Here is a 26801-nt window from a genome sequence, read left to right as displayed (position 1 = left end):
CTATTCACTAAACATTCGTTGGTATAAACTCTAAGTTAAAATATAAGTTTTTACCTAACCGACATAGAATCGCTTAAAACTTCGGAATATCCGTTATTCGTAGAATGTTGCTATCAACTACATAGTAAACGTAAAAAAAATAGATGAAATTTTTTATTTTTATAATTTACAGTATTAGTATGATATAAAGTGATTGAGATTATATTGTATCTTTCTGTAATTATAAAAACTATAATTTTACAATATCTCATATAATGGAATGTTATTGGAATATAATCTAAAAAGAGCAGCTGGAATAAACTCACAGTTGCTCTTTTTGATTCTTTGCTAGAAAATTATAGCAAAAAGATGATTTATTCATTTATTAGATAGCTTTTAAAAATGAGAAGGGGCTTAGCATATAGATTTTCGACAGCTTGATTCCGCGCAAACCAATCTGGATTTCGCAAATGTTTAAATCTCAAATTGAGGTGTCATAGTTACTGCTCAAGTAATTTTTCAACGCTAACTAATTTAACACATAATACAAATAGTTCCGCTGCTTGTTTTAATTCATCCAATGTTGGGAAGGATGGGGCAATACGAATATTACTATTCTTAGGATCTTTTCCGTATGGATAAGTTGCTCCAGCACCAGTCATAACAACGCCTGCATTCTTCGCTTTAGTAACGATATCCTTAGCACATCCATCCATGGATTCAAAGGAGATAAAGTAACCGCCTTTTGGTTTAATCCAGCTAGCAATTCCAAGTCCACCAAGTTCTTTTTCTAAAATATCAATTACTGCTTCAAATTTTGGTCTCATGATATCTGCATGTTTCTTCATATGAGCATGAACACCATCTAAATTTTTAAAGTAACGTACATGACGGAGTTGATTTACCTTATCATGTCCTATAGTCTGTAGGGTTAACTGCTTTCTAATATCTGCAAGATTATTCTTTGAGGTCGCAATAGCAGCTACACCAGAACCAGGAAAGCTTATTTTTGAAGTAGAGGTGAATTTATAAACTATGTCTGGGTTGCCAGCTTTCTCACATTCTGTAAGAATTTCTAAGCAAAAATCTTGTTGGTCTTCATATAAATGATGTACACTGTATGCATTGTCCCAATAAATTCTAAAATCTTTTGCAGCTGGTTTAAGTCTTGCGAAACGCCTTACAGTCTCTTCGGAATAAGTAATTCCTTGTGGATTGGAGTACTTTGGTACGCACCAGATGCCTTTTATTGTATCATCTGTGCTGACAAGCTGTTCTACCATATCCATATCAGGACCTTCATTTGTCATAGGTACATTAATCATTTCGATGCCAAAATGTTCTGTAATTGCGAAATGACGATCATAACCAGGGACTGGGCAAAGGAATTTTACTTTATCTAATTTACACCAAGGAGTACTTCCCATAACACCATGAGTCATGGAGCGGGAAACAGTATCGTACATTATATTTAAACTAGAATTTCCATAAATAATAATGTTATCGGCTGGTACTTCACTTATTGCACCAAGAAGTTCTCTTGCTTCTTTGATACCATCAAGGATACCGTAGTTTCTACAATCTATCCCTTCTTCACATTGAAGGCTTACTTCACTATTTAAAACATCCATCATACCCATGGAGATATCTAATTGTTCTGCAGAAGGTTTTCCTCTTGACATATCAAGCTTTAATCCCATTCCTTGGAATTCCTTGTATTTTGCTTCTAAATCAGTTTTTAAACTGGTCAACTCATCTTTGCTCATAGATTGATAAGTTTTCATAATCCTTACATCCTTCCTTTTGCAATTGTAGTTGCTGTATACATATTCGTTCTATTCCTTTTTAAATTATTACAACCTTACCACACGATGATACATATGTCTACTATATTTTCTTGTGTTTTTGATATTTTTTCCTGCTATAAGTCCATGTTATGATAGGTATAAATAATGCTAATTGGTGTATTTTTACACCTATCAGAAAGTAATCAAAAATAAGTACATAATTTGTTGCTGGATTGTTTGACAGAAGGATAGCAATGTGATATTGTTATTATTATATTAGTGTGACAAAGGAGAAAATACATGTTTATTAGTCGTTTAAGATAAGTTTATTAAAAAGCAGATATGTTTTGGTAAACCTTAACAAGGCTTTTTTGTTATGCTTAAACGGCAAATATGTTCATTTCTATGGGTGAAGACTAATCAAAGTTTATAATTACTATCTCAACTTAGCTAAATATGCTAGGGTAAGTATGATATTTTTAAAATAGACGATAAGTAACTCATGATATTGTTTCATAAGATGCATATATAGCAGACAGGGCCTATCTAGGTTTTGTCTGTTTTTTATGTCCTGAAGCTGGTCTATTCTAACAAGAAAAAGTTTGTGGTATGTTCTATTTCATGTTGGATATCTTTTCACTAACGTGTAGTAATATTTCTTTTCGCAAATAAGGGAGGTTTTAGAATGATTAATTCTATTAGAATTCGTTATTAGTACTGGATTATGGTACTCGGGATAAATATAACGTTTATCATAATCCTTTTCGTAGCAAAGAATCAAGTTTTTCTAAAAATCTTAGTAAAAACTTGGCTTAAAAAAGTTTATTAACATTAATGATGGTCCATTTAATGACTATCATTATGAAAAGGAGATTATGATTATGAGACAAATCGGTATAATAGTAGGAGTAAATGTTAAGAATCAAGAGCATTTTCATGAGGGAATGCAGGAATTAATCGCATTAAGTGATGCGTGTGATATTGAGATAGTTGATAGTTTAGTACAAAATGCAGATATTATAAATAAAGCTACTTATCTTGGAAAGGGCAAGCTTGCAGAACTTTCGGAATTAGCTAAAGCACGCGGGGCAGAGGTTGTTATCTTCAACGGAGAGTTAACAGCATCTCAAATGCGTAACATTCAAGGGGTGGTTGATACCGTGGTTCTCGATCGTACCAACCTAATATTAGAGATATTTGCTAGTCGTGCTAAAACAAGGGAAGCAAAGCTCCAAGTTGAAGTAGTGAGATTACAATATGAATTGCCACGTTTGATTGGAGCGAATGAAAACCTATCAAGGCAGGCAGGGGGTATTGGTGGTGGTACCGGAGCTGGTGGTAGAAATAAAGGTGCTGGTGAAACTAAGCTCGAACTTGATAAGCGAAGAGTAGAAGAAAAAATTAATGCGATGCAAAGAGAGCTAGAAGAGCTTATTACGCAACGTTTGACACAGAGAAATCAGCGTAAGAAAAATGAGATAAAGACGGTAGCATTAGTAGGATATACCAATGCAGGAAAATCAACGGTAATGAATTATATGGTTCAACAATTTATCGGTAAGGAAGACAAAGAAGTTTTAGAAAAGGATATGTTATTTGCAACCCTAGAGACTTCTGTTCGTAAGATGAAACTCAAAAATCGAAAGGAGTTTTTATTATCCGATACGGTTGGATTTGTAAGTAACTTACCGCATAAGCTGGTGAAAGCATTTCGTTCTACACTAGAAGAGGTATGCGAAGCTGATTTGCTGATTCATGTAGTAGATCGCTCCAATGAAGATTACAAGAGTCAGATAGAGGTGACAAATGATACCTTAAAGCAAATAGGAGCAGGTCACATACCAGCTATCTATGCTTATAATAAAGCGGATTTAATCAAATCGGATGTTTTGCAAGATAATATAGAAGAGAAACTGGTATTAGTGTCAGAGGAAGATACTGTATTGATTTCTGCGAAAAAAGGCGATGGCATGAAAGAGCTTATCGAACTTATTTGTAAGCGCTTATACCCGAATGAAGTTAGAGCTAAGATATTGATTCCGTATCATCTTGGTGCATTAATGGCGAAGATTAATGCTTCAACGAATATCCTTTCTTCCATCAGCGAAGAAGAGGGAATGGTATACGAAATCGAGTGCAATGAGCAAATTTATCAGCAAGTAGAGGCTTATGTATTAAAGTAACAAGAAAAAGTGAGCCTTATCGCAACGTAAATCGATTATCGGAACATGATTTTAGTTCCGATAATATGATACACTATATGGGAAGATTTCATTGGATATATAGAATGAAGTCTTCCTATATTTTTTTATTTTGTAACCTTTTTAATGTTTATGTTACTAATAGATAGATGTACTATGAAAGCACAGATGGAGGCAGACAAGGAAGGTAGAGTTTCAAGAATTATATGAAAAATATTATTCTCGGGTCTATTACTTTTTGCTAAAACAAGTTTATAACCGTAAAGATTTAGCAGAAGAACTGACTCAAGAAACCTTTTATCAAGCTTTTTTATCATTACACCGATACCGAGGGAATTGTGATATTAGTTTGATTAAAACAGGAGTCACTACAGCAAAACCTACTACAAAAATGAAGTATGTTGAAGTTTTAGTAATTATTTTCATAAAGATACGTGAACAATGTAATACTAAGAAGGCAGATTAAAAATCAAAGGTTTTTCAACAAATTTGTAATTTACGCTGGCGCACATATGCCGTAATTATGATGAGGGCGCTAAAGCGCCAGAATTGAGGTTAACTATGGTATCTTTATGGGAAGAAACTTATTCGATTGCTCCAAGAGAGGATTTGCCTGGTGACTTATCAACTGAAGTAGCAGTGATAGGTGCAGGAATGGCAGGCATTTTAACTGCCTATTATCTCAAACAAAAAGGATTTAAAACGATAGTAGTAGATGGAAAACGCATTGGTAGTGGACAGACGAAGGGAACAACTGCAAAGATTACTTCACAGCATGCGGATATCTATCATAAACTCATCGATCAATTTGGTGAAGAGAAAGCAAAGCAATATGCTTATGCCAATGAGAATGCAATATTAGAATTTAAGAATTTAGTAAACGAGCTACTAATCGATTGTGACTTTGAGGAAAAAAGTGCTTATCTTTATACGTTAGAAGATGCAACCCTTTTAGAGCAAGAAGCTGTAACTGCTAGAAAGCTAGGAATTGATGCTGAATTTACCACAGAAACTGAACTACCTTTTGAGGTGAAAGGCGCGGTAAAATTTGCAAATCAAGCACAGTTCCATCCATTAAAATTTTTGTCTGCTGTGGCAAGTACATTAACCATTTATGAAAATACACAGGTACTTGAAGTAGAAGATACGTTACTTAAAACAAATCGTGGTGAAATAACAGCAAAATACATTGTATTTGCAACTCATTATCCATTTATCAATGCACCAGGATTTTATTTTCTACGAATGCATCAAGATCGATCTTATTTTCTTGCATGTAAAAATGCAACTACTTTAGATGGAATGTATCGAAGTTATGAAAAGACCGGTTATTCACTACGAAGTTATAAAGACATCTTGTTATTTGGTGGCGGAGGCCATCGAACTGGTGAAAATTCTCGTGGTGGCCAATATAGTGCTTTACGAAGTGCGTTAAAGCAAAATTATCCAGAGAGCAGTGAGTTCGCTCACTGGTCTGCACAAGATTGTATGACCTTAGATGGTGTACCATATATCGGCCAATTCTCAAGTGGTAAACCGAACTGGTATGTAGCAACTGGATTTGGTAAATGGGGAATGACAAGTTCTATGGTATCAGCACAAATTATCTCCAAACAAATAGCAGGCGAAGACGTTTGGTATGCACCAGTATTTTCTCCAGAGAGATTTACCCTTACAAGTGATTTAAAAGCATTGTTAGTAGAAACGAAACAAGCAGTAAAAGGGTTAACAAGGAGGATATTTCAGTTGCCAAAAGCGACTGAGGAAGAACTTCCAGTGGGTCATGGTGGAATTATTGAAGTAGATGAAGTTAAATACGGAGTCTATAAAAATGATGATGGTGAAATTTTCATAATAGAACCAAAATGTCCGCATCTTGGCTGCCAGTTGGAATGGAATCCGGATGAGTTAAGCTTTGATTGTCCATGCCACGGATCAAGGTTTACTATCACTGGAGAATTATTAGATAATCCAGCGCAGACTGACATTTATGAGAAAAAAGAAGAGTGATTCCTTGCTTTTAATGATGGAATCTATTACACTAAAGATTAGGATATCAATGTAAGTTTAATAGATTAAAATGATATGTAATCAACAACAAGCTTGTGATAATCACAAGCTTGTTGTTGTATGAAAAAGTATAGGGATATCCGTCATAAATATATGATTGAGTAAAGAAATAAAAGTAGCGTAAGCGGATTGAGAATATCCGTTATGACTTAGTGATTAAAAAGAAATAGAGGTTACTATGGGTGATTATCAACACGTTTCACATACCTTCGAACCGGTTTTTGATAAAAATAGTAAAATCTTGATATTAGGGAGTTTTCCTTCTGTTAAGTCAAGGGAGCAAGAGTTTTATTATGGGCATCCAATGAATCGTTTTTGGAGGATGTTATCAACGGTATTGGAAAAAGAGATACCATCGGGTAGTTCGAAAAAAAGAGCATTTCTATTAGAGAACCATATTGCATTATGGGATGTTATTGACAGTTGCGATATCATCGGCTCTAGCGATAGCAGTATAAAAAATGTAATACCAACAGATTTATCTAGAATTTTAGCAATTAGCCCAATAAGTAATATTTACGTGAATGGAAAAACAGCCAAAAAACTTTATGATCGATACAGCGAATCAGAGACTGGATTAAAAGCCATATGTCTACCTTCCACCAGTCCAGCAAATGCGATGTTTTCGTTAGAAAAATTAGTAGAAGAGTGGAAGATTATATTAGAACCATTAGGAGGTAATTATGAGGATTGAGGTTTCACAATCGGAAATTAAGGTTCGTGGTGGATTTATAGTTCCACAGATTATGGATGCGTTTGATCAATTTCCTTATTATATTATTACTGGTGGTAAATTAGAGTTATATAATATTCTTAAAGATTTAAAGGAATTAAATGGTGAAGAGAATTCTTATGTGGATTTTTATTATGAATTACTATCGAATCCTGAGCAGGAAAGGGTAAAAGAAAGCTTACCTATGGAAGGGAAGCTACTATTAAACCAATTTTTATTAGAAGGTGAAAATATTCATTTAGAAGGTGAGAATTTTTATTCAGAAGATGAGAATTTTCATTTAGAAGGTAAGAATAATCAAAAACCTTTGTATTTTCAATTAACAGATGATATGCTTAAGTTAGCGGTTGAGTTAAGTACCTCAGAGAGCTTGTTTAGTACATTTTATTTTTGTAAATATTCTATGATTGTATGGAGTAATTATGGTAACAGGCATCCTGTTTTTTATAAGGATGAAAAGATAATGATTTCGCTACAAAAACAGGGGATTGTTTTTAACAAGCAAGTGTTATAATTATTAAAAATATAGAGGAGAATTGTATGGATACGAGAGAGTACATTATTAAAACGCTAGAAACACTAGTGGATATTCCAAGCCCATCTGGGTTTACGAAAGAAGTAATGGAGTTTGTTGAAAGAGAAGCGAATCAGTATCACTATTCCTGTGAGTATATCAAACGAGGTGGACTAATTATTACGGTTCCTGGAGAAAGTAGTGATTGCCTTGGCTTATCAGCTCATGTGGATACACTGGGTGCTATGGTTCGTTCCATCAGTGGTGATGGTATGATTCGCTTTACTTGTGTTGGGGGCTACACAATGAATAGTATCGAAGGTGAATATTGCAAAATCCATACGAGAGATGGAAAGGTGTATACTGGAACTATTCTTTCAAAATGCCCATCGGTTCATTCCTATGATGATGCAAGAACACTTGAGCGTAAGGACCGAAACATGGAAATACGTATTGATGAGAAAGTAGCGAATAAAGAAGATATTCTAAATCTTGGTATCAATAATGGCGATTATATTAGCTTTGATGCACGATTTGAGTATACAAAAAGCGGATTTATCAAATCTAGACATCTGGATGATAAGGCAAGTGTAGCTGTTTTATTAGGTTTACTGAAAGATTTATCAGAAGAAAAAGTTACACCAAAGAGAACTTTAAAGATTTTAATCAGCAATTTAGAAGAAATCGGTATGGGCGCATCCTATATCCCATCAGAGATTAGTGAATTTATCGCTGTTGACATGGGAGCTATAGGCGATGATTTAGCTGGAAATGAGTACTCTGTATCAATTTGTGCATTAGATTCTTCAGGTCCATATGATTATGAATTAACAACAAATCTAATGAATCTCGCAAAAGATAAGCAAATCCCATATGTAGTAGACATCTTCCCTCACTATGGTTCCGATGCTTCGGCTGCTATGCGTGGTGGAAATAATATTAGAGCTGCATTAATTGGACAGGGGATCCATGCTTCTCATGGTATGGAGCGTACCCATGAAACAGCATTAATTGCTACTTTAGATTTATTAAAAGCGTATGTAGGTTAAAAGATGATTTTCTTGAATATATAATACCAAAAGAAGAAAGTAAAAATGAAAAAGTTTAAAAAATAAAAAAAGGGTCTTGGCAAAATAGCAGATGTAAATCAGCTATCGAGCAAGGACTCTTTTTCTAATCTATTTAGGTAGAAGGCGCATTTGGAGTTTTAAGATAAATCCATGAAATTAACCGTTCTCACACATGGAAAAACAAAGTGAAAACGGAATTTATTCTATTTAGAAGATCTTTTGCTAATAATATCCTATCTCTGAACATTTTTAATAATATTTATTGAATTATTATTAAAGTCTATTAAATCGTAAAATGTTACTAATGTTCCATACATATTTTGAGTATAAACGTCTATGCTATTGCCAACAATTGTAATGATTTTGTCTTCAAGAGGGGATCTAGTCATATCTAATGTATAAATAATTTGATTTCCATTAAATTGCAAAATGCTTGTAACTGCTGGTCCGTCCATTCCAAAGGTTGTTAATGTGACAAAGTCAGGTATACCACTATTTACATTACTTATAAACTCTAAAAGTCTGTCTAAATTATATGTTCTTGCATAGCTGTCATAAAGTATATCATTATATTCCAGAGCCATTTCTGGAGTATAATCTCTTGGTAGAGAACTTAAATATTGCTCAGCAAAATTAATATATTGAGTTATATCCATAAACCATGTTTTTTTATTATAGTATTCAACTATTTTAACATTATACCATTTTATTCTGTTACTAAGATACCCTTAATCTAAACGGATAGATTCTATAAAATCTTCAATTACAGAAGCATTACCGACATTTTCTTTTTGCAGAATATAACTATTAATTTTTGGTGTATCAAAATCAAGAAGAGGAATCATAATAAGTTGTCCATTTTCTATATGATGATTTATCAAGCTTTTAGGAAGAAAGCTAAACCCGATTCCATTCAATAAATACTGTAAAAGAGTTGTGCTCTTGTCAATCTCAAATCGAAAGTGATGATGTTTTGGAAATAATTCACGAATGTAGATTCCTACATCTTGTAATGCAAAATTGCAATAAAGATAATCGGTACTTACCAATTGTTCTTTTGAAATACCATTCGCATACTTTTGGTTTTTTGGATGAGTTACGAGCACTAACTCATCTGTCCGGAAGGAACTACACTTAAAGTATTTTTTATTCACTGGAACATAAGTAAAAGCAAGGTCTATTATTTGGTCTTGAAGCATTTGAATTAATGTAAATGAGTGGTCAATGGTAACCTTGATCGATACGTCCGGATGATTTATAAAGAAGGAACGAATCGGTTCATATAGATGGCACTCATACACTGTATTTGCGGTACCAACACGCAAGGCAGCACGAAATGCATTTTGTGTGTTGAATTCGTGTATGGCGGTTTCTTCAAGTTCCACAATACGTTTCGCATATTCGAGAAATAACTCCCCATCTTTTGTTAAAGAGAGATTATTACGTTCTCGAAGGAATAATTTTTTTCCTAGTTCTTTTTCTAATTCCATGATGCGGTTTGTCACCGTAGATTGCGCAACAAATTGTTGTTCCGCTGTTTGTGTAAAATTCTTTATTTGGGATAAAAGGAGAAACGTTTTTAAATTTTGTGTATCCATAATAACCTCTTTCTGGCTATATAGAGCCTTTTAATAACATAACAACTTTATGTCAATGCAAAATTCCGGTTTCATTGGTTTTCTAAACTATAAGATTCTCCCAGTATTAATAAATTTGATAATTGACTACGTTTAGATCAGATAAATTAATTATAATATGTACCAGAGGTACAGTCAATATTTAGTAATGGGAGGGAAATATCAAATAACTAGCTAGGAAATTATATGTAGACCATATTGTAATAGATCATTTGTGGACGCGATAAGTTTAGCTCATTCGTATTATAAAATCCAATATAATTTTTACCAAATCTATGTTACAATATAATATGAGTGACATGTATTAGTTACGGGTAGGATTTGTAAAAAAGGGATATGAAAGGAAGGGTTTCTATATGAATAATATTGCAATTTTAGGTGCTGGAAGAATAGCCTCATTCATGGCTAAGACTGTAAATGGAATGAATGACGTAAATTTATATGGTATTGCTTCTAGAGATTTAAGTAAAGCAGAAGAGTTTGCAAAGGAATTTTCAGTAGATCATGCTTATGGATCATATGAAGAGATGTTGCAAGATCCAAACATAGATTTAGTTTATATAGCTACACCACATTCTCATCATTACGAACATGCAAAGTTATGTTTACAAAATGGAAAAAATGTTTTATGTGAAAAAGCATTTACTGCAAATAAAAAGCAGGCAGAAGAAATACTTTCTTTAGCAAAAGAAAAAGGATTATTAATTACGGAAGCAATTTGGACTCGTTATATGCCAATAGCACAGATATTAAAAGATGTACTTCATAGTGGTAAGATTGGAACTCCAGCTTCCTTAATCTCTACGTTTGGTGCATTGGTTAGTGAGAAACCAAGACTTAGAGAGCCTTCATTAGCTGGCGGAGCGTTACTTGATCTTGGAATCTATCCATTAACATTTGCTTTGATTGCATTTGGTAATGAGATTTCGGATATCAAAACTTCTGCGGTATTAACTGATCTTGGCGTGGATGAAACACATAGTGTCATCTTGACTTACAAAGATGGCAAGGTAGCAACACTTTGCAGTTCAATGATTAGCGCGATGGAATCACAAGCAATCATCTATGGTACCAAAGGTTATCTAAAGGTTTACGGTATGAATAACTATGAGAAAATTGAAGTATACAATTCAAACCGCGAATTAGTAGAAACTATCGAGAGACCAGAACAAATTACTGGATATGAGTATGAAGTAACTGCAGCTCTAGGAGCAATATCAGAAGGTAAATTAGAGTGTCCTGAAATGCCTCATGAGGAAACACTCCGCGTGATGGAAATTATGGACGGTCTTAGAGCTAGTTGGGGTGTACATTATCCTTTCGACTAAAATAGTAAAGGAGATTACATGATTGACAGAAATAAATTTGATACGATTAAAATGAAGTTGAAAGACTACAAATTTAATTCGTTAGAGTACACAGAATATGAATCTGTATCGGATTTTAACATTGTAAAAGAGGATAAAGAAGGTCTCATACTACTTGGTAAAGAGAAAGAAACTAATAGGTACGAGGTCCATTGGACAGTTAATCAAGTCGAGGTGCTTTCAGAACAGGTAAAAAAATTAGGATCTAATATTTTGGTTTCCTTTATACCATTAGAATGGAAAGATTACTTAATCAGCCAAGGATTCAAGGAGTATGGATTTTTAAGAGATTACTGGATTGACCAAATTAATAAGGTTAATACAGATGGAATCCAGATACATTACTTAGGAGATAATCGTGAGAAACAAGCTTCTCAAGTAACCTATTCTTGTCAATGGCAGAGTAGAGAGTTCCGTGGAGAGAGTGAGGAATGGGTGAAGCAATGGCTTGATGGTACTTGCCCTGACGCTTCCATTTGTAGTAACACTAATATTTTGGTTCACGAGGAGGCTGAAACTCTTGCTGGTATTGTATGTGTCGGCATCTATGGAGAAACCTCAGAAAAAGGAAAAGTTGTCTGGGTTCGTGAGCTTGCAGTTAATCCAAATTTCCAAGGTAAGGGCATTGGACAAAATCTGATATTACAGGCAATTGCTTATGGAAAGGAACAAGGAGCTGTGCGTTCTTTTCTTATGGCAGACGAGTTAAATGAACCAGCAAAACACGTTTATGAAAAGATAGGATATGTTGGTAGTGAAACTGAAGGCCAGCTTGATATGGTTTATCAGGTATGTTCAGAATAAAGAAAAAACAATATGCAATTAAAAAGTCGGATACTTAATAAGTATCCGTCTCAGATTGTAGACAAAAGCAATATTTTAAATATAGTACTTAATATATAAGAATAAATATTCAGTGCTATATTTTATATTTAACATAAGTTAATCGAAACCAGATTTTGCAATGATTTTTTAGGAGATGAAAGAATGATTTTGTTTGTAGAAAGTGTTATTGCATGTGTAATATTTACGCTAATTATATTACCTTCTCTCTATAAAAATCCAATAAAGCATATTATGTCTTATCCTAAAGAAATTAGAGAGAGAGTAGAGAAATTACCACAATATAAAGAGGTTATACAAGCGGAGGAAAAAAGACATTTAACAATAAAATTAATTGCAATATTACTTTTTGCGATTGCACTTGCTACTGTTGCCTATTTCTCTGGTGCAAAAACCTTTACTTCTGCATATTTTCATGTATTTGTATTATTTTTTGTTGTGAATGTTTATGATATGTTAGTTTTAGATATAGGACTTTTCTGTCATAGTAAAAAGACAAGAATTCCTGGAACTGAGGATATGGATAAAGAATATAAAAATCCGTGGCACCATATAAGAGGTGCTGTAACAGGAGTTTTAATAGGTACTGTTGTCTCGTTAATAGCAGGGGGAATAATTTATATCATATCGTTACTAAGAATTTAAGCGAGGATAGAGTAAACCTGTACTTTCATAAGCACAAGCTAAAAGGTATGACAAGTTGATAAAAAACCTAAAAACTTCTATATAAAACGTATCTTTTTTTATTATTATTTTGGGAGCTTATGCGCTTTACGCCTTGATTGAAGTAGTATATTATAGGTTTTGGAGAACTTTTGGAGCTTTTATAGTTTCAGCTATATTGCTTCTTGTTGCTTTACTCGGATAGAATTAAATGGCGGTTTTGTAAATTGATGTACTCCCTTTAAAAAATAGACAGATGAAAAACCAAACTGTCGTAAGGAGGGAGCATATCATGAAAAACAAAACCGCCATTTCATTGTTACATACCAAAACTAAAGAATTACTTTTTTACTTTTGGCGTATTATTACTAACGGTATGTCCAGCTTTTGTATTTGCATAAATAGCCTGAGAAGCTGCTACACCGGTGATTTTATTCCATGTAATGTTGCAATTTTTTACAGTTGAATTTAGATAAATACCATTTTTGGCTGTAACGTTTATCGTATTCTTATAAATTTTTAGATATTGGGTATGTGATACTCCGATCCCTCCATAATAGCTGCCTTTCGCGCCCGCTTTGCTAATCTGGTTCCAGTATAGGTAACCTGAGTTACTATTGTGTACACAAATTGAATAACGATAGGTATCAGTGATATAGTTGCTACCAATATAGCAGGTAGGGGAGTATTCTACAAAGATACCATAGCGGGCTGTTTTTGTAATGTTATTCTTTTTAATGGAAACATTGGATAATGGTCGTGTTTTGCTTCCAATAATACGAATTCCATCACCCCATAAAAGTGTAGAATCTGATAGATATTGTCTCATATTCTTTATTGTATTACCTTCTATTACGATGCGATAATTTTTAGGAAGGGGTTGTTTTTTCGTACTTGGAAGAGCAGGAAGGTAACTCAATTCTTCATTTTCAATTGTCGTATAGACAAGAATCCCAACAGCTGCTCTATCTATGGTATTGTTTTTTATATTGGTATTTATATAGTTATAAGCTTTAATGGCAGCTTCCGAGAGATCATGAAGCCTATTATTCTCAATTGTTATGTTACTATGGAAGACTCCTTGAACTGAAGTATGAGAACCAATACCGCGGGGGAAGTTGTATATTTCGTTTTTTCTTATGGTTATTGTATCACATGGAAGATCGTCATATACGATAGAGCTTGATTGCATGGAAGGGACGATGATACTGTCATGAACAATGTCGAGCTGAATCGCTTCTTTTAACGTTTTCCCATTATAGCCGTAGAGTTTACAATTTTCTATAGTACCATTTTTAACACCAGCAAAGGTAATAAGGTGACTTTTGTCTGGAACATTACGAATGGTAGCATTTTTTACGGTAACATTCGTAGCGTGGATAAAACGAAAACTTTCTGTACCTTTGTTATAGTTCGCAATCATAGAGGAATCCCAGATACCCCCATCGATGGTGATATTTTCTGTAGTAGTATAGCCTCCGCTATCCTTACTCATGTCATTTGCAAGCAAAGCTCCACGTTGGTGATTCTTCATTAATTTAGCTCCAGAAGAGGCAATAATTGTAGTATTAGAATAGATACGAAGTTCTCGATCAAGTACATAGGTACCATATGGTATTCTTATGGTTAGGTTATACTCATTATTCTTGTTATAATCTAATAATTGCTGGATTTCCAACGCAGTTGCATTTGTTGAAACTGTAACGTTGAGATCTATTTTATTTTGACTTTGCCGAACTGACACCTCATGCGAGCCAACATTCGATGTGATGAAGCGAGAGGTTGTTATAAGTGGGGAAGAAATTTTATCAGAAGTAGCGTGAGCTACAGGGATTGTCGTGATATATCCAGATAAAACTAGAGTTGTTACCAGAGTACCAAATTTAACTTTGTATTTCATATGCATTACCATTCTTTCGTATTTTAGATATCATAAGTATTTCATAAAAGTGCGACAAAAAAGAGTCAATAAGAGTACAACTTTTTGTCTGTAGATTCAGAACATGAGAATGTTTTTATAGAATTACTGAAATGAAATATATTTGTAATAATATTGTAACATTTTAAAGGTGGTTATTCCATTGTATATTATTGGGTATTTATTGGCATTATAAGGAGTAATTATGATAGATACTTTATAAGGATTAATTACGGTAGATACTTTACATACTGTATTTTTTTCATTATAATAAAGCAAGTTAATTTCCAAATGGAAAATAAATAGTTCATGTAATTAAAATCTATTTTAAAAATATAATGTAGAGAGGTGCCTTGGCCTAAATTATTGCCAAGGATAATAGGGAAATGGGTGAAACCCCCATGCGGTCCCGCCGCTGTAATGGAAGAGCATACTTCACCTACGAATGCAGGACATGTCACTGAGCAATCGGGAAGACGGTTGTATGCGTTGAAGCCAAAGCCAGAAGACCTGCCTCGCTATAGGATATCACACAAGGTTACGGTGAATAGCTGGTGTAGAAAAGAAACTCACTTACGGAGTTTTTTTGTTATGCCTCTTATGCTATTTTGTGTAGGAGGCATTTTTTATTTATAGGGATTGCACTGTAATTATCTATAAGCAAGATTAAGGAAATGTCATTAAAAAGGAATGTGACAAGAAAGGGATTTACCATGGAGAGGAAAATTGATTGTAAACTTATCATAAGTCAGCTAAAAGCAAATGAATTTAATGGAATTGAAGAAAGAAAAAAAGAAGCAAAAAAGCACTGGGATAAGATAGCAAAACCACTTTATGGACTTGGATATCTGGAGGATGCGATTGCAACTCTTGTTTCTATCAATCCAATGATAGCACTTAAAAAACGTTGTTGTCTGGTTTTTTGTGCGGATAATGGGATTGTAGCGCAGGGGGTTACCCAGACTGGAAGTGAAGTGACTGCGGTAGTAGCAAATAATATTATTCATGGGAGAGCCAGCATTAATCATTTTGCAAAAGTGGCAAATGTTCAGGTAATTCCTGTTGATGTTGGTATGCTTACCGAAGTAGAGGGAATGCGCTGTCTAAAGAATAGTAGAGGAACAAGGGACTTTTCTTTGATGGAAGCCATGACAGAAGATGAATTATGCAAATGCATAGAAGCTGGTATTTTATTAGTAAAGGAATACAAAGAATTAGGTTGTGAAATTATCGCAACGGGTGAGATGGGAATTGGTAATACGACAACTAGTAGCGCTGTCACTGCTGCTCTCCTTCAAGTTCCTGCAAAGGATGTAACAGGAAAGGGAGCAGGCTTAAGCAAGGAAGGAATTACGCATAAGGCAAAGATAATCGAGGATGCAATCGCATATCATAATTTAACCCCAGATGAGCCTTGGGAAATCTTAAGGAAGGTTGGTGGATTTGATTTAGCGGCTATGGTTGGCGTCTATCTTGGAGGAGCATTTTTTGAGGTACCTATTGTCATTGATGGTTTTATCTCCTCAGCAGCGGCGCTTCTAGCTACAAGGTTATGTGAACCGTGTAAATATACGATGGTAGCTTCTCATCAATCAGGCGAACCAGCAGCGCAAATGTTAATGGAAGAACTTAACTTAAATCCAATCATTAAGTGTCGCCTTTCTTTAGGAGAGGGAACAGGAGCTGTAGCAGTAATGCCACTACTTGAGATGGCATTGAGTGAGTATCGTAATATGCCAACTTTTACGGATATACAAATAGAGGAGTATAAACCATTATGAGATATTTAATCACCGGAGGCAGCGGGAGTGGAAAGTCTGCCTATGCAGAAGAAATTGCTTCCTCTCTTGGTTTGCCTGTATACTATCTAGCTACGATGCAAGCGTATGGGGGAGAAGGGAAGAAGCGTGTGAAGAGACATCGGTTGCTGCGAAGTGGAAGAAACTTTCATACGATCGAGAAATCCCTGACTGTAAATGAAGTAACCGTTCCAAAAGAAAGTGTTGTATTACTGGAATGTTTATCGAACCTTCTAGCGAATGAAATGTTTGACCCAAAGGGAATTGGAACAGATGGGCTAGTAAACGGAGTATTAAGACAAGTAGAGTTGCTTTCTGAAAAAACAACACACTTAATTGTTGTATCAAATGATATTGGTTTTGATGGAAATAGTTACGATGAGGGTACTTCCTTATATATAAAAGCACTTGGAGAGCTTCACACAAGGCTAGCAGAAGGCTTTGAGCATGTGGTCGAAGTAGTTTGTGGAATTTCTTTGAATCACAAGGGTCCACGTAGTGTCAATGAGGTTATGAGTAAATAGCATTAGCGGATTGTGAATATCCGCTTTGACATAATTCTATATTCATGTATGAAACTGCAAAAATAGAAATAGTTTATTTAAGAAAAAGGTGTATAAGCACCAGAATAGAGGTTATTATGAAGTGGCTAAATTCCTTATGGATTGCATTTAGCATGTATTCAAAGATTAGAGTTCCTATGAAGGAATGGGAGGAATCGTCTATGCGCTATGCGATTTGCTTCTTTCCTATGATTGGAGTTGTGATTGGAGGAGTATTCTTTCTGACCTTTCAAATAGGACATCTTCTTCCTCTTGGTGATATCTTAATCGCAGCTTTGCTAACATCAATTCCGACTCTGATATCTGGTGGAATTCATATGGATGGTTATTGTGATACCATGGATGCAATCTCTTCTTATCAGCCCAAAGAAAGAAGATTAGAAATCTTAAAGGACCCGCATTCCGGAGCATTTGCAATTATTCGAAGCGGAGTTTATTTTTTATTGTACTTTGGTATGGTTTCGGTTTTAACGGTAAAAAGCTGTATTATGATCTCGTTGTTCTTTGTTGTATCCAGAGCCTTAAGTGGTTTAGCAGTCGTTCAGTTTAAGACAGCAAAAACAAATGGTTTGGTAGCAACATTTCAACAAGCAGCACACAAAAGGAAGGTAACGATTAGTATGGTTATCTACTTAATGATTGTGATTATTTGTATGTTATTTGTTTCACCTGTTCTAACGGTCATTGGTATGTTAACCGCTTTGTTCTGTTTTTTTAGCTATAAAAAGTTAGCGTATCAGTTGTTTGGAGGTACGACAGGAGATTTAGCAGGTTACTTTTTGGTACGTTGTGAACTGATGGCTGGATTGGCTGTCGTAATTATGGAAGGAGTATTCACATATGGAGCTGGTCATTGGTGGTAGAGCATCAGGAAAATTAGAATATACCATGAAGGTTTCGGGACTACCGATTGAAACTGTTGCGGATGGTGTAATGGATGAGACAAAGCAGATTCTCTATTCTTTACACGAAGTTATTCGTGAGTGGATGAAGGAAGATTACCCCTCATTGGCGGAGGCGGAGATGATAGCAAAATATTTAGGTCGACTATACGAATATACTGAGAAAAATCCAAATTGCTTTGTTCTTTGTGATGAAGTTGGTCTTGGAGTAGTTCCTTTAGAAGCTTTTGAAAGAAGTTATCGTGAGGTAGTCGGACGAGTTCTCTGTGAACTTGCAAAGTTTAGTAGAAAAGTACACCGTGTATACTATGGAATTGGAGTGGTAATAAAAGATGAAACAAATTGCACTCATTAGGCATGGGATAACCAAAGGAAATCTTAGCAAGTGCTATATCGGTAAAACAGAGGAACCTTTATGTGAAGAGGGGATGAACGAACTTCTATTAAAAAAAGAAAGTGGCTCTTATCCTTCTGCGGAAAGCATTTATTGTTCTCCAATGCTTCGATGCCAGATGACTGCCAATTTACTTTATCCGAATAGAGAACTTAAGCTTGTACCTGATTTTAGAGAATGTGATTTTGGATTATTTGAGGGTAAGAATTATAGGCAGCTTTCGAAGGATCCTTTATATCAGCAATGGATTGATTCTAATGGAATGGCTCCATTCCCATTAGGAGAATCGAGAGAAGAGTTTGAGTACCGTTGCAGAGAAGCTTATAAAAAAGTAATAAAGGAACTTTATCAAGAGACATCGGTCTCAGATAAAGAAAGAGATAGTGAAGCTGATAAAGAAACAGACAATAAATTAGACGCTGTACTCATCGTACATGGAGGAACTATTATGGCTATCTTATCCGCATTCGCTATGGAAAAGAAGGAGTACTATGCCTGGGGCTGTGGAAACGGGAATGGATATCTGCTAGCCGTTACGGAAGATGGAAGGTTAGAAGTAATCTCAGAGATTTAGAGATTAGAACAGATATATTGGAGGTAGTGTATACGCAAGTTTGTGCTTGCACACCACAAACTTGTTATGTGCAAAGTACGTGTACAGGAATGGAGAATTTTATGAATTTAACAATTTTAGCATTTTTATTAGGGTTTCTCTTAGATTTAATCCTTGGAGACCCTCATTCAATTCCACATCCGGTATGTTTTATTGGTAAGCTTATATCATCTAGTGAAACGTTCTTACGAAGATGTTTTCCTAAAACTAAGCGAGGCGAGCTGATCGCAGGAGCTGTTCTTTGTCTTTTTGTAGCTAGTATCTCAGGGCTAATACCTTTCGTTTTATTGTATATTGCGGGAATTATTCATCCGATGGCAAGACTTCTTGTGGAAACCTTGATGTGTTATCAGATATTAGCTACCAAATCGTTACGTGTTGAAAGCATGAAGGTATATCGTGAATTGGAGAATGAAGATATTGTTAAGGCAAGATATCAATTGTCCATGATTGTTGGTAGAGACACGGAGTCTTTAACGGAGGAAGGAATTATTAAGGCAGCAGTAGAGACTGTTGCAGAAAATACTTCGGATGGAATTATAGCGCCCATGCTCTATTTAGCGCTAGGAGGGCCTGTACTAGGCTTTATCTATAAAGCAATCAATACAATGGATTCTATGGTTGCTTATAAGAATGAGAGGTATCTATACTTTGGCAAGGTAGCTGCTAGGTTAGATGATGTAGTAAATTTTATTCCTTCAAGAATATCCGCTTTGCTTATGATATTAGCTAGTGGTATTTGTGAGGTTTATTATTCAATTTTCTCAAAGAAAAATTTATTATCTTCAAAAAAGGATGGTAAATTTTATTCCATGAAGAGGGCAGCCCAAATTTTTCTTAGAGACCGATATCATCACGCCAGCCCTAATTCTGCTCAAACAGAAGCAGCATGTGCAGGAGCTCTTGGGATACAATTGGCAGGTGATGCTTATTATCATGGAGTTCTACATAAAAAGGAGTTCATTGGTGATTCGGTTAGAAAGATCCATACAAAGGATATCATAAGAGCAAATGTATTATTATATGTAAGTGCATTTCTTTGCATGAGCCTTTGTTTGGTAGCAAAGATTATGATACTGTAAGCAGGCTTAGGCTTGGTTAACATGGGAAAAGAGGAGGAAGAAAAATGTTATTACATCAGGCAAATCCTCATGGAGGTGATGTCTACCGTCACAAGATACGGTTAGATTATTCTGCAAATTTAAATCCTTTTGGTACCCCGCCCCTAGTAAAGGAAGCGATCATTAAGGCAAGTGAGTGTCTCTATCAATACCCAGATCCTTATTGTGAGGAATTAAGAAAGACAATTTCTATAAACGAAGAAGTACCTATGGAATATATCCTTTGCGGAAACGGTGCTGCAGAATTAATATATTCCTATGCAGCTGCAACAAACCCAGGAAAGGTACTTATTGTGGCGCCAACATTTTGTGAGTATGCACAGTCACTCTACAATCAGGAAGCAGAAATCGATTATTATTATCTAAAGGAAGAGAAAGGGTTTCTTCTTTCGGAAGATATTTTGGATAAAATCAATAGAGATTATGATACTGTCTACCTATGTAACCCGAATAATCCTACTGGAAAATGTGTTCCTTATGCTCTTTTACAAAAGCTCCTTAGAAAGAGTAGGGTACTTGGAATCAGACTCTTTGTGGATGAATGCTTCTTAGAATGGGTAAATGGAGCGGCTTCTCTAGTGAGAGATTGTAAGGAATATCCGAATTTATTTATACTAAAAGCATTTACGAAAAGCTATGGTATGGCTGGTGTTCGTTTAGGATATGCAATATGCTCTAATCGGGAACTTTTACAAAGGATGAGTGAAGCAAGCCAAACTTGGAATGTCTCCACCCCTGCTCAATTTGCCGGAATAGCAGCTTGTAAATGTGAGGATTTCTTTCTACAAGCAAAAGCTCATATCGAAGTGGAAAGAAATAGGATAATAAATTATCTTAAATCAAGAAATATTACAGTAATAGATGGAGAAGCAAATTTCCTATTATTAAAGTCAGATAAAAATTTATATGACGAATTATTAGAACTTGGTATCTTAATCCGAGACTGTAGTAATTTTAATGGTTTATCGAAAGGTTATTATCGTATTGCCATTAAAATGAAAGAAGAAAATGATTTATTGTTAGAAGCATTTTCGAGCATTTATAAAAATGTTTAAATAAAGAAGTAGGAGAATCGTCATGGCAAAGTCAATTATGATACAAGGAACCATGTCCAGTGCAGGAAAGAGTTTATTAGTAACAGCCCTTTGTCGTATTCTAAAACAAGATGGATATAAAGTGGCACCATTTAAATCACAGAACATGGCTCTGAATTCCTTTATAACAGAAGATGGTTATGAGATGGGGAGAGCACAGGTGGTACAAGCAGAGGCAGCAGGGATTAAGCCAAGTGTATTGATGAATCCAATTCTTCTAAAGCCAACAACAGATGTAGGTTCACAAGTGATTGTGAATGGAGAAGTTCGAGGTAATATGGCAGCCTCTAACTACTTTCAATACAAAAAAGAACTGATTCCAGAAATCATGCATGCATATAATATACTCGATAAAGAGTATGATATCATCGTGATTGAAGGAGCAGGAAGCCCTGCGGAAATCAACTTAAAATCAGAAGATATCGTAAATATGGGAATGGCACGGATGGCAAAAGCGCCTGTTCTTTTGGTTGGAGATATTGACCGTGGTGGAGTATTTGCACAGCTTTATGGAACCATTGCTTTGTTAGAAGAAGAGGAACGGGCGATGGTAAAAGGATTGATAATCAACAAGTTTCGTGGTGATGTGAAATTTTAGAGCCTGGACTTACTATGTTAAGTGACAGACTAAGCCCTATTGCTGATGTTCCATTTGTTGGAGTGGTACCGTATACGAAGGTTGATATTGAAGAAGAGGACAGTATCTCTGAACGATTTTTAAAGAAGGCAGCCAAAAAGATTGACATTGCGGTAATTCGCTTGCCAAGAATTTCTAATTATACTGATTTTCATAATTTGGAGCGATTTCCGAATGTATCAGTTCGATATATATCTAGAGTTTCTGAACTTTTAGAGCCTGACATGATTATCTTACCAGGAACAAAAAATACAATAGATGACCTGAAATTTTTAAGAGAAAGTGGTTTAGAGGCTGCCATATTAAAAGCAGAAGCCAAAGACACCTTACTATTTGGAATCTGTGGTGGTTATCAGATGTTAGGGGAATGGCTACGTGACCCACATGGTGTAGAAGGTGGCGGAGAGATGAAAGGATTATCACTTCTACCTATCGAGACGATTTTTGCCAAAGAAAAGATAAGAAAGCGAAACAGTGGAAGACTAAGTAAGGTAACAGGTATGTTATCTGGTCTATCTGGGAAAGCTTATCAAGGATATGAGATTCATATGGGAGAGAGTACCTGGAGTCCTAAGATATTTGAAGAGAAAAATTATTATTTATCAAAGGAAAATGGCGAGAAGAACCATTATTTTTCAAGGAATGATGACGAGAAGAACATAGAAGATAGCACAATAACTTCAGTTTTAATATCCAATGGAGCTCATGTGTATGGTACTTATCTTCACGGTATTTTTGACGAAGAGGGTATATGCAAAGAAATCATAGGAACTTTATGTAAGAGAAAAGGAATAGATTTAGAAGAGATTTACGAATTTGATTATAAACAATATAAAGAAGAACAATATGATAAATTAGCAGATGAAGTGAGAAGTGCATTAGATATGAAAAAAATCTATCAGATTATGGAGGAAGGCATATGAAAGAAACGGGAAAGATCCATATTAATTGCGGAGACGGAAAAGGAAAGACAACTGCTGCCATGGGTTTATCCGTACGTGCTGCTGGTAGCGGACTAAAAGTACTTTTAGTGCAGTTTTTTAAGGATGGAACCTCATCTGAACTTAAAATTCTTCGTGGGATACCGAATATAACGGTAGTTACTGAAGAAAGAAATTTCGGCTTTTATAATTTTATGAAAGAAGAGAATAAAGCAGAAGCAAAACAAGCGTACCAAGAATTATTGGAAAAAGCTATTACAATGTCAAATGATGCCGATGTTTTAGTTTTGGATGAAATCATATCTACGTATAATTATAATATGATTGAGAGAGAAACATTAGTAGAATTCCTAAAAGAAAAACGGAGTGATTTAGAAGTAATTCTTACCGGAAGAGACCCAGAGGACGAATTAGTAGAGCTCGCGGATTATGTAACAGAGATGAAAAAAATAAAGCATCCTTATGATAAAAAGCAGCCAGCCAGATTAGGAATTGAGTTTTAAAATGATAAGGTTGAAGTAGTTTAAATGAGCCTTATTTGGCTCTAGTGCAATGCTCCCCACCTTGTGGTAGACTGTTTTCATTATTTAAAGTCTACCACTAGATGGGGAGCATTGTAAAACGGTTCATAGTCGAAATAAGACGGACTTTTAGATATTGAATTTATAGACAATACTGAGGTATACTAAACATAAGGGTAAATTTAACATAAAGGTAAATTAAATATAAAGGAGGTAGTTTAGTATGAGTGTAACAATTGGTGTTTTTGTTGGTAGTTTAAGAAGAGATTCCTTTTGTAAAAAGGTAGCAGATACATTTCAATCTCTTATTCCAAATAGGTATGAAATGAAATTTATAGATATCAGTAATTTGCAGATATATAATCAAGACTATGATGATGATGGAAATACACCTCAGGAATGGGAGACATTCCGTAAAGAAGTAAAGGAGCTGGATGGGTTTCTATTTGTGACACCGGAATATAACCGTTCCATTCCTCCTGTACTGAAGAATGCATTAGATATTGCCTCAAGACCATATGGACAAAATGTTTGGTCAGGTAAGCCGGGAGCTATTCTTAGTGTTTCTCCTGGAAATTTAGGAGGTTTTGGTGCAAACCACCATTTACGTCAAGTGTTGTCTTTTTTAAATGTATATACGATGCAGCAACCAGAAGTATATCTTTCTAACATTGTGAATAGTTTAGATGAACAAGGAAATATTTCAAACGAAAGTACAATTAAGTTTATGCAGGATGTTGCAAATGCTTTTGTTTCCTGGTTAGATAAATTTTCGTAATATAACTTAACCTTATAGAAGATGACATCATCGTCTCAGTGAGTGTTCAATCACTCACTGAGATAGCAGTGAAAATATCTATGAAAATATCTGATAAAAAATATCTACTTGAAAATATGGAATAAATAGATTATAATAAGCAAAACTATAAGTTATCACGGTGATGATAAAAGCTACGATTTTGTTATTTGTACAGAGAGCCGATGGTTGGTGTGAATCGGTCAAAGAAAAAATCTGTCCACTTTTGGAGCCGGCAGTGAAAGCTGCAAGGTTAGTACCCTTTAGCGTACTTTATTGAGTGGCCGATTTATCGGCAATTTGGGTGGCAACGCGGAATCCTTTCGTCCCATGTGATTAATGCATGAGGTGAAGGGCTTTTTTTATATCTTTTTTACCTCAGCACGCAATGTGACAGTCGATATAAAAGTATTTTCCAATAGGAAATAGGATGTAATATAATTTAACCTCGTCAGGGAAATATCACGCTTCCATAAGCGAGTGACTTGCCCGTTTTAAAATGCCACGTAGTGGCAATGAGAATGTCCGAAAATATCAAAGTCACAGATATATTAATTTTACTGTAATGTAAAAAGGAGGATACACATGTTAGATTTAAAATTTGTAAGAGAGAATCCAGAAGTTGTAAAACAAAACATTAAGAATAAGTTCCAGGACCACAAGCTTCCACTAGTAGATGAAGTAATTGCATTAGACGCCTCGTCTAGAAATGCAAAAGGAGAAGCAGACAACTTAAGAGCGGATCGTAATGCTATTTCTAAAAAAATCGGTGGGTTAATGGCTCAGGGAAAACGTGAAGAAGCAGAAGAGATGAAGCAGCTCGTTACGAAGGAGTCTGAGCGTTTAGCAGAGTTAGAAGAAAGAGAAAATGAGCTTCAGGAAAGAATCAAGACAATCATGATGACACTTCCAAACATCATTGACGAAAGTGTACCAATTGGTAAAGATGATAGCGAAAATGTGGAAATCAAGCGTTATGGTGAGCCAGTGGTTCCAGATTTCGATATTCCATATCATGCAGAAATCATGGAAAAATTCAATGGTTTAGACCTTGATAGTGCAAGAAAGGTAGCAGGAAATGGCTTCTATTATTTAATGGGAGATATCGCTAGACTTCATTCTGCAGTAATTTCTTATGCAAGAGATTTCATGATTGATCGTGGATTTACTTACTGTATCCCACCGTTTATGATTCGTAGCGACGTTGTTACTGGCGTTATGAGCTTTGCTGAGATGGATGCCATGATGTATAAGATTGAAGGTGAAGATCTTTACCTTATAGGAACAAGTGAGCATTCCATGATTGGTAAGTTTATAGATACTATTTTACCTGAGGAAACTCTTCCACAAACTTTAACAAGTTATTCTCCATGTTTCCGTAAAGAAAAAGGTGCTCATGGTATCGAGGAAAGAGGAGTTTATCGTATCCATCAGTTCGAGAAGCAGGAAATGATCGTAGTATGTAATCCAGAAGATAGTATGATGTGGTTCGAGAAATTATGGCAAAATACTGTTGATCTATTCCGTACTTTGGATATCCCTGTTCGTACCCTTGAGTGCTGTTCCGGTGACCTTGCAGACCTTAAGGTGAAGTCTATCGACGTGGAAGCTTGGTCTCCAAGACAGAAGAAGTACTTCGAAGTAGGAAGCTGTTCTAATCTTGGTGATGCTCAGGCTCGTCGTTTAAAGATTCGTGTGGTAGGAGAAAATGGTAAGTATTTTGCTCATACTCTTAACAACACTGTAGTTGCGCCACCTAGAATGTTAATTGCATTCTTAGAAAACAATTTAAATGAAGATGGAAGTATTAATATACCAAAAGCTTTACAACCATATATGGGCGGTAAGACTGTAATAAAGTAAGAGACAATAAATATATAGAAATAACAGATGTGCCAAGGAAAATTAGTTTTCTAATTTACCTTGGCATATTTGTGTTATAACACTGACACTATGTATAAAATACAGATATTTTTGTTCAGTAGCATAAATAGTAGTGCTAATCCCCATAATATTCATAGGTTTTGATGGACCATTTTACGATGAGATAGCATATATTACATCAAACCCAATTCTATATAAGATGAGGTTATGGTATGGCGATTACAATGAACCGAAGTAAGGTCGTTGTTGTGGGAGCAGGTTTAGTTGGTACTTCAACGGCGTTTAGTTTAATCACTCAAAGTGTTTGTGATGAGGTTATGTTGATAGATATCAATCGTGCTAAAGCGCATGGAGAAGTAATGGATTTGTGTCATAGTATCGAGTATTTAAATCGAAATGTTTTGGTGACTGAAGGAGATTATACAGACTGTAAAGACGCCGATATTGTTGTAATAACTGCGGGGCCTCCACCAAAACAAGGACAATCAAGGCTTGATACTCTTGGGTTATCCGCTGATATTATAAGTACGATTGTGGAGCCTGTCATGAAGAGTGGGTTCAATGGAATATTCTTAGTCGTGACTAATCCGGTGGATTCGATTACTCATTATGTGTACCAATTATCAGGGCTTCCAAAGCAACAAGTGCTTGGAACCGGAACAGCGATTGACTCTGCAAGATTAAAACACTATATTGGAGATATTTTGCATGTAGATCCTAGAAGCATACAGGCTTATACGATGGGAGAGCATGG

23 protein-coding genes, 2 pseudogenes, 1 riboswitch and 1 other annotated feature are annotated in these 26801 nt (G+C 35.3%); of the genes and pseudogenes, 21 read left to right on the top strand and 4 right to left on the bottom strand.

What is annotated here, in order from left to right; genetic code table 11:
* Positions 1–479: 479 nt before the first annotated feature.
* A complete protein-coding gene (locus RTP52_RS13610; protein WP_312101650.1) occupies positions 480–1763 on the bottom strand; it encodes an aminotransferase class I/II-fold pyridoxal phosphate-dependent enzyme in 1284 nt (427 codons plus the stop codon).
* A gap of 884 nt (positions 1764–2647) precedes the next feature.
* Here RTP52_RS13610 and hflX point away from each other — a divergent pair.
* The 6 genes and pseudogenes from hflX to RTP52_RS13580 all read left to right on the top strand — a co-directional run bounded on the left by hflX (position 2648) and on the right by RTP52_RS13580 (position 8333).
* Positions 2648–3949 (top strand): GTPase HflX, encoded by a 1302-nt coding sequence (gene hflX, locus RTP52_RS13605; RefSeq protein ID WP_312372008.1) that lies wholly within the window; start codon positions 2648–2650, stop codon positions 3947–3949.
* 232 nt (positions 3950–4181) lie between these two features.
* A pseudogene (locus RTP52_RS13600) lies at positions 4182–4433 on the top strand (RNA polymerase sigma factor); the annotation flags it as partial.
* A gap of 95 nt (positions 4434–4528) precedes the next feature.
* Entirely contained in the window at positions 4529–5977 is a 1449-nt protein-coding gene (locus RTP52_RS13595; protein ID WP_312372007.1) for an FAD-dependent oxidoreductase, read from the top strand.
* Positions 5978–6215: 238 nt separating this feature from the next.
* Positions 6216–6731, top strand: coding sequence for a DNA-deoxyinosine glycosylase (locus RTP52_RS13590; protein ID WP_312372006.1), 516 nt, complete (start codon positions 6216–6218; stop codon positions 6729–6731).
* Positions 6721–7284 carry a hypothetical protein gene (locus RTP52_RS13585; RefSeq protein WP_312372005.1) on the top strand — a complete coding sequence of 188 codons (564 nt, stop codon included), beginning with the start codon at positions 6721–6723 and terminating at the stop codon, positions 7282–7284. Before RTP52_RS13590 ends, RTP52_RS13585 begins: the two co-directional genes overlap by 11 nt.
* A 26-nt stretch (positions 7285–7310) precedes the next feature.
* On the top strand, positions 7311–8333 hold the full coding sequence (locus RTP52_RS13580) for a M42 family metallopeptidase (protein WP_312372004.1): 1023 nt from the start codon (positions 7311–7313) through the stop codon (positions 8331–8333).
* Positions 8334–8587: 254 nt separating this feature from the next.
* Here the strand turns inward: RTP52_RS13580 and RTP52_RS13575 are convergent, their stop codons facing one another.
* On the bottom strand, positions 8588–9010 hold the full coding sequence (locus RTP52_RS13575; protein WP_312372003.1) for a hypothetical protein: 423 nt from the start codon (positions 9008–9010) through the stop codon (positions 8588–8590).
* A gap of 72 nt (positions 9011–9082) precedes the next feature.
* Positions 9083–9952, bottom strand: a complete 870-nt coding sequence (locus RTP52_RS13570) for a LysR family transcriptional regulator (RefSeq protein ID WP_312372002.1) — start codon at positions 9950–9952, stop codon at positions 9083–9085.
* Positions 9953–10347: 395 nt separating this feature from the next.
* Between RTP52_RS13570 and RTP52_RS13565 the strand changes: the two genes are divergently transcribed.
* From RTP52_RS13565 to RTP52_RS13555, 3 genes are all read left to right on the top strand, one after another.
* Positions 10348–11319 (top strand): Gfo/Idh/MocA family protein, encoded by a 972-nt coding sequence (locus RTP52_RS13565; protein WP_312372001.1) that lies wholly within the window; start codon positions 10348–10350, stop codon positions 11317–11319.
* Between the two features lie 18 nt (positions 11320–11337).
* Complete coding sequence (locus RTP52_RS13560; protein ID WP_312372000.1) at positions 11338–12162, top strand: GNAT family N-acetyltransferase; 825 nt, start codon at positions 11338–11340, stop codon at positions 12160–12162.
* A gap of 183 nt (positions 12163–12345) precedes the next feature.
* Positions 12346–12846: a hypothetical protein gene (locus RTP52_RS13555; RefSeq protein ID WP_312106534.1), complete on the top strand. Its 501-nt coding sequence runs from the start codon at positions 12346–12348 to the stop codon at positions 12844–12846.
* 358 nt (positions 12847–13204) lie between these two features.
* On the opposite strand, the gene RTP52_RS13550 is transcribed toward RTP52_RS13555, so the two are convergent.
* A complete protein-coding gene (locus RTP52_RS13550) occupies positions 13205–14764 on the bottom strand; it encodes a right-handed parallel beta-helix repeat-containing protein (RefSeq protein ID WP_312371999.1) in 1560 nt (519 codons plus the stop codon).
* A gap of 347 nt (positions 14765–15111) precedes the next feature.
* Positions 15112–15314: riboswitch (cobalamin riboswitch) on the top strand.
* Positions 15315–15495: 181 nt separating this feature from the next.
* On the opposite strand from RTP52_RS13550, the gene cobT reads away from it, so the two are divergent.
* The 12 genes and pseudogenes from cobT to RTP52_RS13490 all read left to right on the top strand — a co-directional run.
* Positions 15496–16563, top strand: coding sequence for a nicotinate-nucleotide--dimethylbenzimidazole phosphoribosyltransferase (gene cobT / locus RTP52_RS13545; protein WP_312371998.1), 1068 nt, complete (start codon positions 15496–15498; stop codon positions 16561–16563).
* Positions 16560–17105: a bifunctional adenosylcobinamide kinase/adenosylcobinamide-phosphate guanylyltransferase gene (locus RTP52_RS13540; protein ID WP_312371996.1), complete on the top strand. Its 546-nt coding sequence runs from the start codon at positions 16560–16562 to the stop codon at positions 17103–17105. Before cobT ends, RTP52_RS13540 begins: the two co-directional genes overlap by 4 nt.
* A 116-nt stretch (positions 17106–17221) precedes the next feature.
* Positions 17222–18007: an adenosylcobinamide-GDP ribazoletransferase gene (locus tag RTP52_RS13535; RefSeq protein ID WP_312371994.1), complete on the top strand. Its 786-nt coding sequence runs from the start codon at positions 17222–17224 to the stop codon at positions 18005–18007.
* Positions 17985–18401, top strand: coding sequence for a bifunctional adenosylcobinamide kinase/adenosylcobinamide-phosphate guanylyltransferase (locus tag RTP52_RS13530; RefSeq protein ID WP_312371992.1), 417 nt, complete (start codon positions 17985–17987; stop codon positions 18399–18401). The genes RTP52_RS13535 and RTP52_RS13530 overlap by 23 nt, the downstream gene beginning before the upstream one ends.
* On the top strand, positions 18379–19014 hold the full coding sequence (locus RTP52_RS13525; protein WP_312371990.1) for a histidine phosphatase family protein: 636 nt from the start codon (positions 18379–18381) through the stop codon (positions 19012–19014). Before RTP52_RS13530 ends, RTP52_RS13525 begins: the two co-directional genes overlap by 23 nt.
* Positions 19015–19115: 101 nt before the next feature.
* The gene (gene cbiB, locus RTP52_RS13520; RefSeq protein ID WP_312371988.1) at positions 19116–20135 is read left to right on the top strand and encodes an adenosylcobinamide-phosphate synthase CbiB; all 1020 of its coding nucleotides are present in this window, start codon (positions 19116–19118) and stop codon (positions 20133–20135) included.
* Positions 20136–20179: 44 nt separating this feature from the next.
* A complete protein-coding gene (locus tag RTP52_RS13515; RefSeq protein ID WP_312371987.1) occupies positions 20180–21229 on the top strand; it encodes a pyridoxal phosphate-dependent aminotransferase in 1050 nt (349 codons plus the stop codon).
* Between the two features lie 22 nt (positions 21230–21251).
* A pseudogene (locus tag RTP52_RS20425) lies at positions 21252–22828 on the top strand (cobyric acid synthase).
* On the top strand, positions 22825–23349 hold the full coding sequence (locus RTP52_RS13505; RefSeq protein ID WP_312106987.1) for a cob(I)yrinic acid a,c-diamide adenosyltransferase: 525 nt from the start codon (positions 22825–22827) through the stop codon (positions 23347–23349). The pseudogene RTP52_RS20425 and the gene RTP52_RS13505 overlap by 4 nt, the downstream one beginning before the upstream one ends.
* Before the next feature lie 241 nt (positions 23350–23590).
* A complete protein-coding gene (locus tag RTP52_RS13500; protein ID WP_312371986.1) occupies positions 23591–24145 on the top strand; it encodes an NADPH-dependent FMN reductase in 555 nt (184 codons plus the stop codon).
* Between the two features lie 154 nt (positions 24146–24299).
* Positions 24300–24497: a binding site (T-box leader), on the top strand.
* Positions 24498–24748: 251 nt separating this feature from the next.
* A complete protein-coding gene (gene serS, locus RTP52_RS13495; protein ID WP_312371984.1) occupies positions 24749–26026 on the top strand; it encodes a serine--tRNA ligase in 1278 nt (425 codons plus the stop codon).
* A 233-nt stretch (positions 26027–26259) separates the two neighbouring features.
* A partial coding sequence (locus RTP52_RS13490) for a lactate/malate family dehydrogenase (protein WP_442913537.1) occupies positions 26260–26801 on the top strand: 542 nt, incomplete at its 3' end.

It is taken from the genome of Lachnoclostridium sp. (genome assembly GCF_031997925.1).
In the GTDB taxonomy this organism is placed as follows: domain Bacteria; phylum Bacillota; class Clostridia; order Lachnospirales; family Lachnospiraceae; genus Lachnoclostridium.
This window is presented reverse-complemented; position numbering and strand designations above follow the sequence as displayed.

Bases quoted from the DNA above. Each gene is read 5' to 3' on its own strand.
- RTP52_RS13610 (WP_312101650.1), bottom strand. From the start codon at position 1,763: ATGAAAACTTATCAATCTATGAGCAAAGATGAGTTGACCAGTTTAAAA.
- hflX (WP_312372008.1), top strand. From the start codon at position 2,648: ATGAGACAAATCGGTATAATAGTAGGAGTAAATGTTAAGAATCAAGAG.
- RTP52_RS13595 (WP_312372007.1), top strand. From the start codon at position 4,529: ATGGTATCTTTATGGGAAGAAACTTATTCGATTGCTCCAAGAGAGGAT.
- RTP52_RS13590 (WP_312372006.1), top strand. From the start codon at position 6,216: ATGGGTGATTATCAACACGTTTCACATACCTTCGAACCGGTTTTTGAT.
- RTP52_RS13585 (WP_312372005.1), top strand. From the start codon at position 6,721: ATGAGGATTGAGGTTTCACAATCGGAAATTAAGGTTCGTGGTGGATTT.
- RTP52_RS13580 (WP_312372004.1), top strand. From the start codon at position 7,311: ATGGATACGAGAGAGTACATTATTAAAACGCTAGAAACACTAGTGGAT.
- RTP52_RS13575 (WP_312372003.1), bottom strand. From the start codon at position 9,010: ATGGATATAACTCAATATATTAATTTTGCTGAGCAATATTTAAGTTCT.
- RTP52_RS13570 (WP_312372002.1), bottom strand. From the start codon at position 9,952: ATGGATACACAAAATTTAAAAACGTTTCTCCTTTTATCCCAAATAAAG.
- RTP52_RS13565 (WP_312372001.1), top strand. From the start codon at position 10,348: ATGAATAATATTGCAATTTTAGGTGCTGGAAGAATAGCCTCATTCATG.
- RTP52_RS13560 (WP_312372000.1), top strand. From the start codon at position 11,338: ATGATTGACAGAAATAAATTTGATACGATTAAAATGAAGTTGAAAGAC.
- RTP52_RS13555 (WP_312106534.1), top strand. From the start codon at position 12,346: ATGATTTTGTTTGTAGAAAGTGTTATTGCATGTGTAATATTTACGCTA.
- RTP52_RS13550 (WP_312371999.1), bottom strand. From the start codon at position 14,764: ATGAAATACAAAGTTAAATTTGGTACTCTGGTAACAACTCTAGTTTTA.
- cobT (WP_312371998.1), top strand. From the start codon at position 15,496: ATGGAGAGGAAAATTGATTGTAAACTTATCATAAGTCAGCTAAAAGCA.
- RTP52_RS13540 (WP_312371996.1), top strand. From the start codon at position 16,560: ATGAGATATTTAATCACCGGAGGCAGCGGGAGTGGAAAGTCTGCCTAT.
- RTP52_RS13535 (WP_312371994.1), top strand. From the start codon at position 17,222: ATGAAGTGGCTAAATTCCTTATGGATTGCATTTAGCATGTATTCAAAG.
- RTP52_RS13530 (WP_312371992.1), top strand. From the start codon at position 17,985: ATGGAGCTGGTCATTGGTGGTAGAGCATCAGGAAAATTAGAATATACC.
- RTP52_RS13525 (WP_312371990.1), top strand. From the start codon at position 18,379: ATGAAACAAATTGCACTCATTAGGCATGGGATAACCAAAGGAAATCTT.
- cbiB (WP_312371988.1), top strand. From the start codon at position 19,116: ATGAATTTAACAATTTTAGCATTTTTATTAGGGTTTCTCTTAGATTTA.
- RTP52_RS13515 (WP_312371987.1), top strand. From the start codon at position 20,180: ATGTTATTACATCAGGCAAATCCTCATGGAGGTGATGTCTACCGTCAC.
- RTP52_RS13505 (WP_312106987.1), top strand. From the start codon at position 22,825: ATGAAAGAAACGGGAAAGATCCATATTAATTGCGGAGACGGAAAAGGA.
- RTP52_RS13500 (WP_312371986.1), top strand. From the start codon at position 23,591: ATGAGTGTAACAATTGGTGTTTTTGTTGGTAGTTTAAGAAGAGATTCC.
- serS (WP_312371984.1), top strand. From the start codon at position 24,749: ATGTTAGATTTAAAATTTGTAAGAGAGAATCCAGAAGTTGTAAAACAA.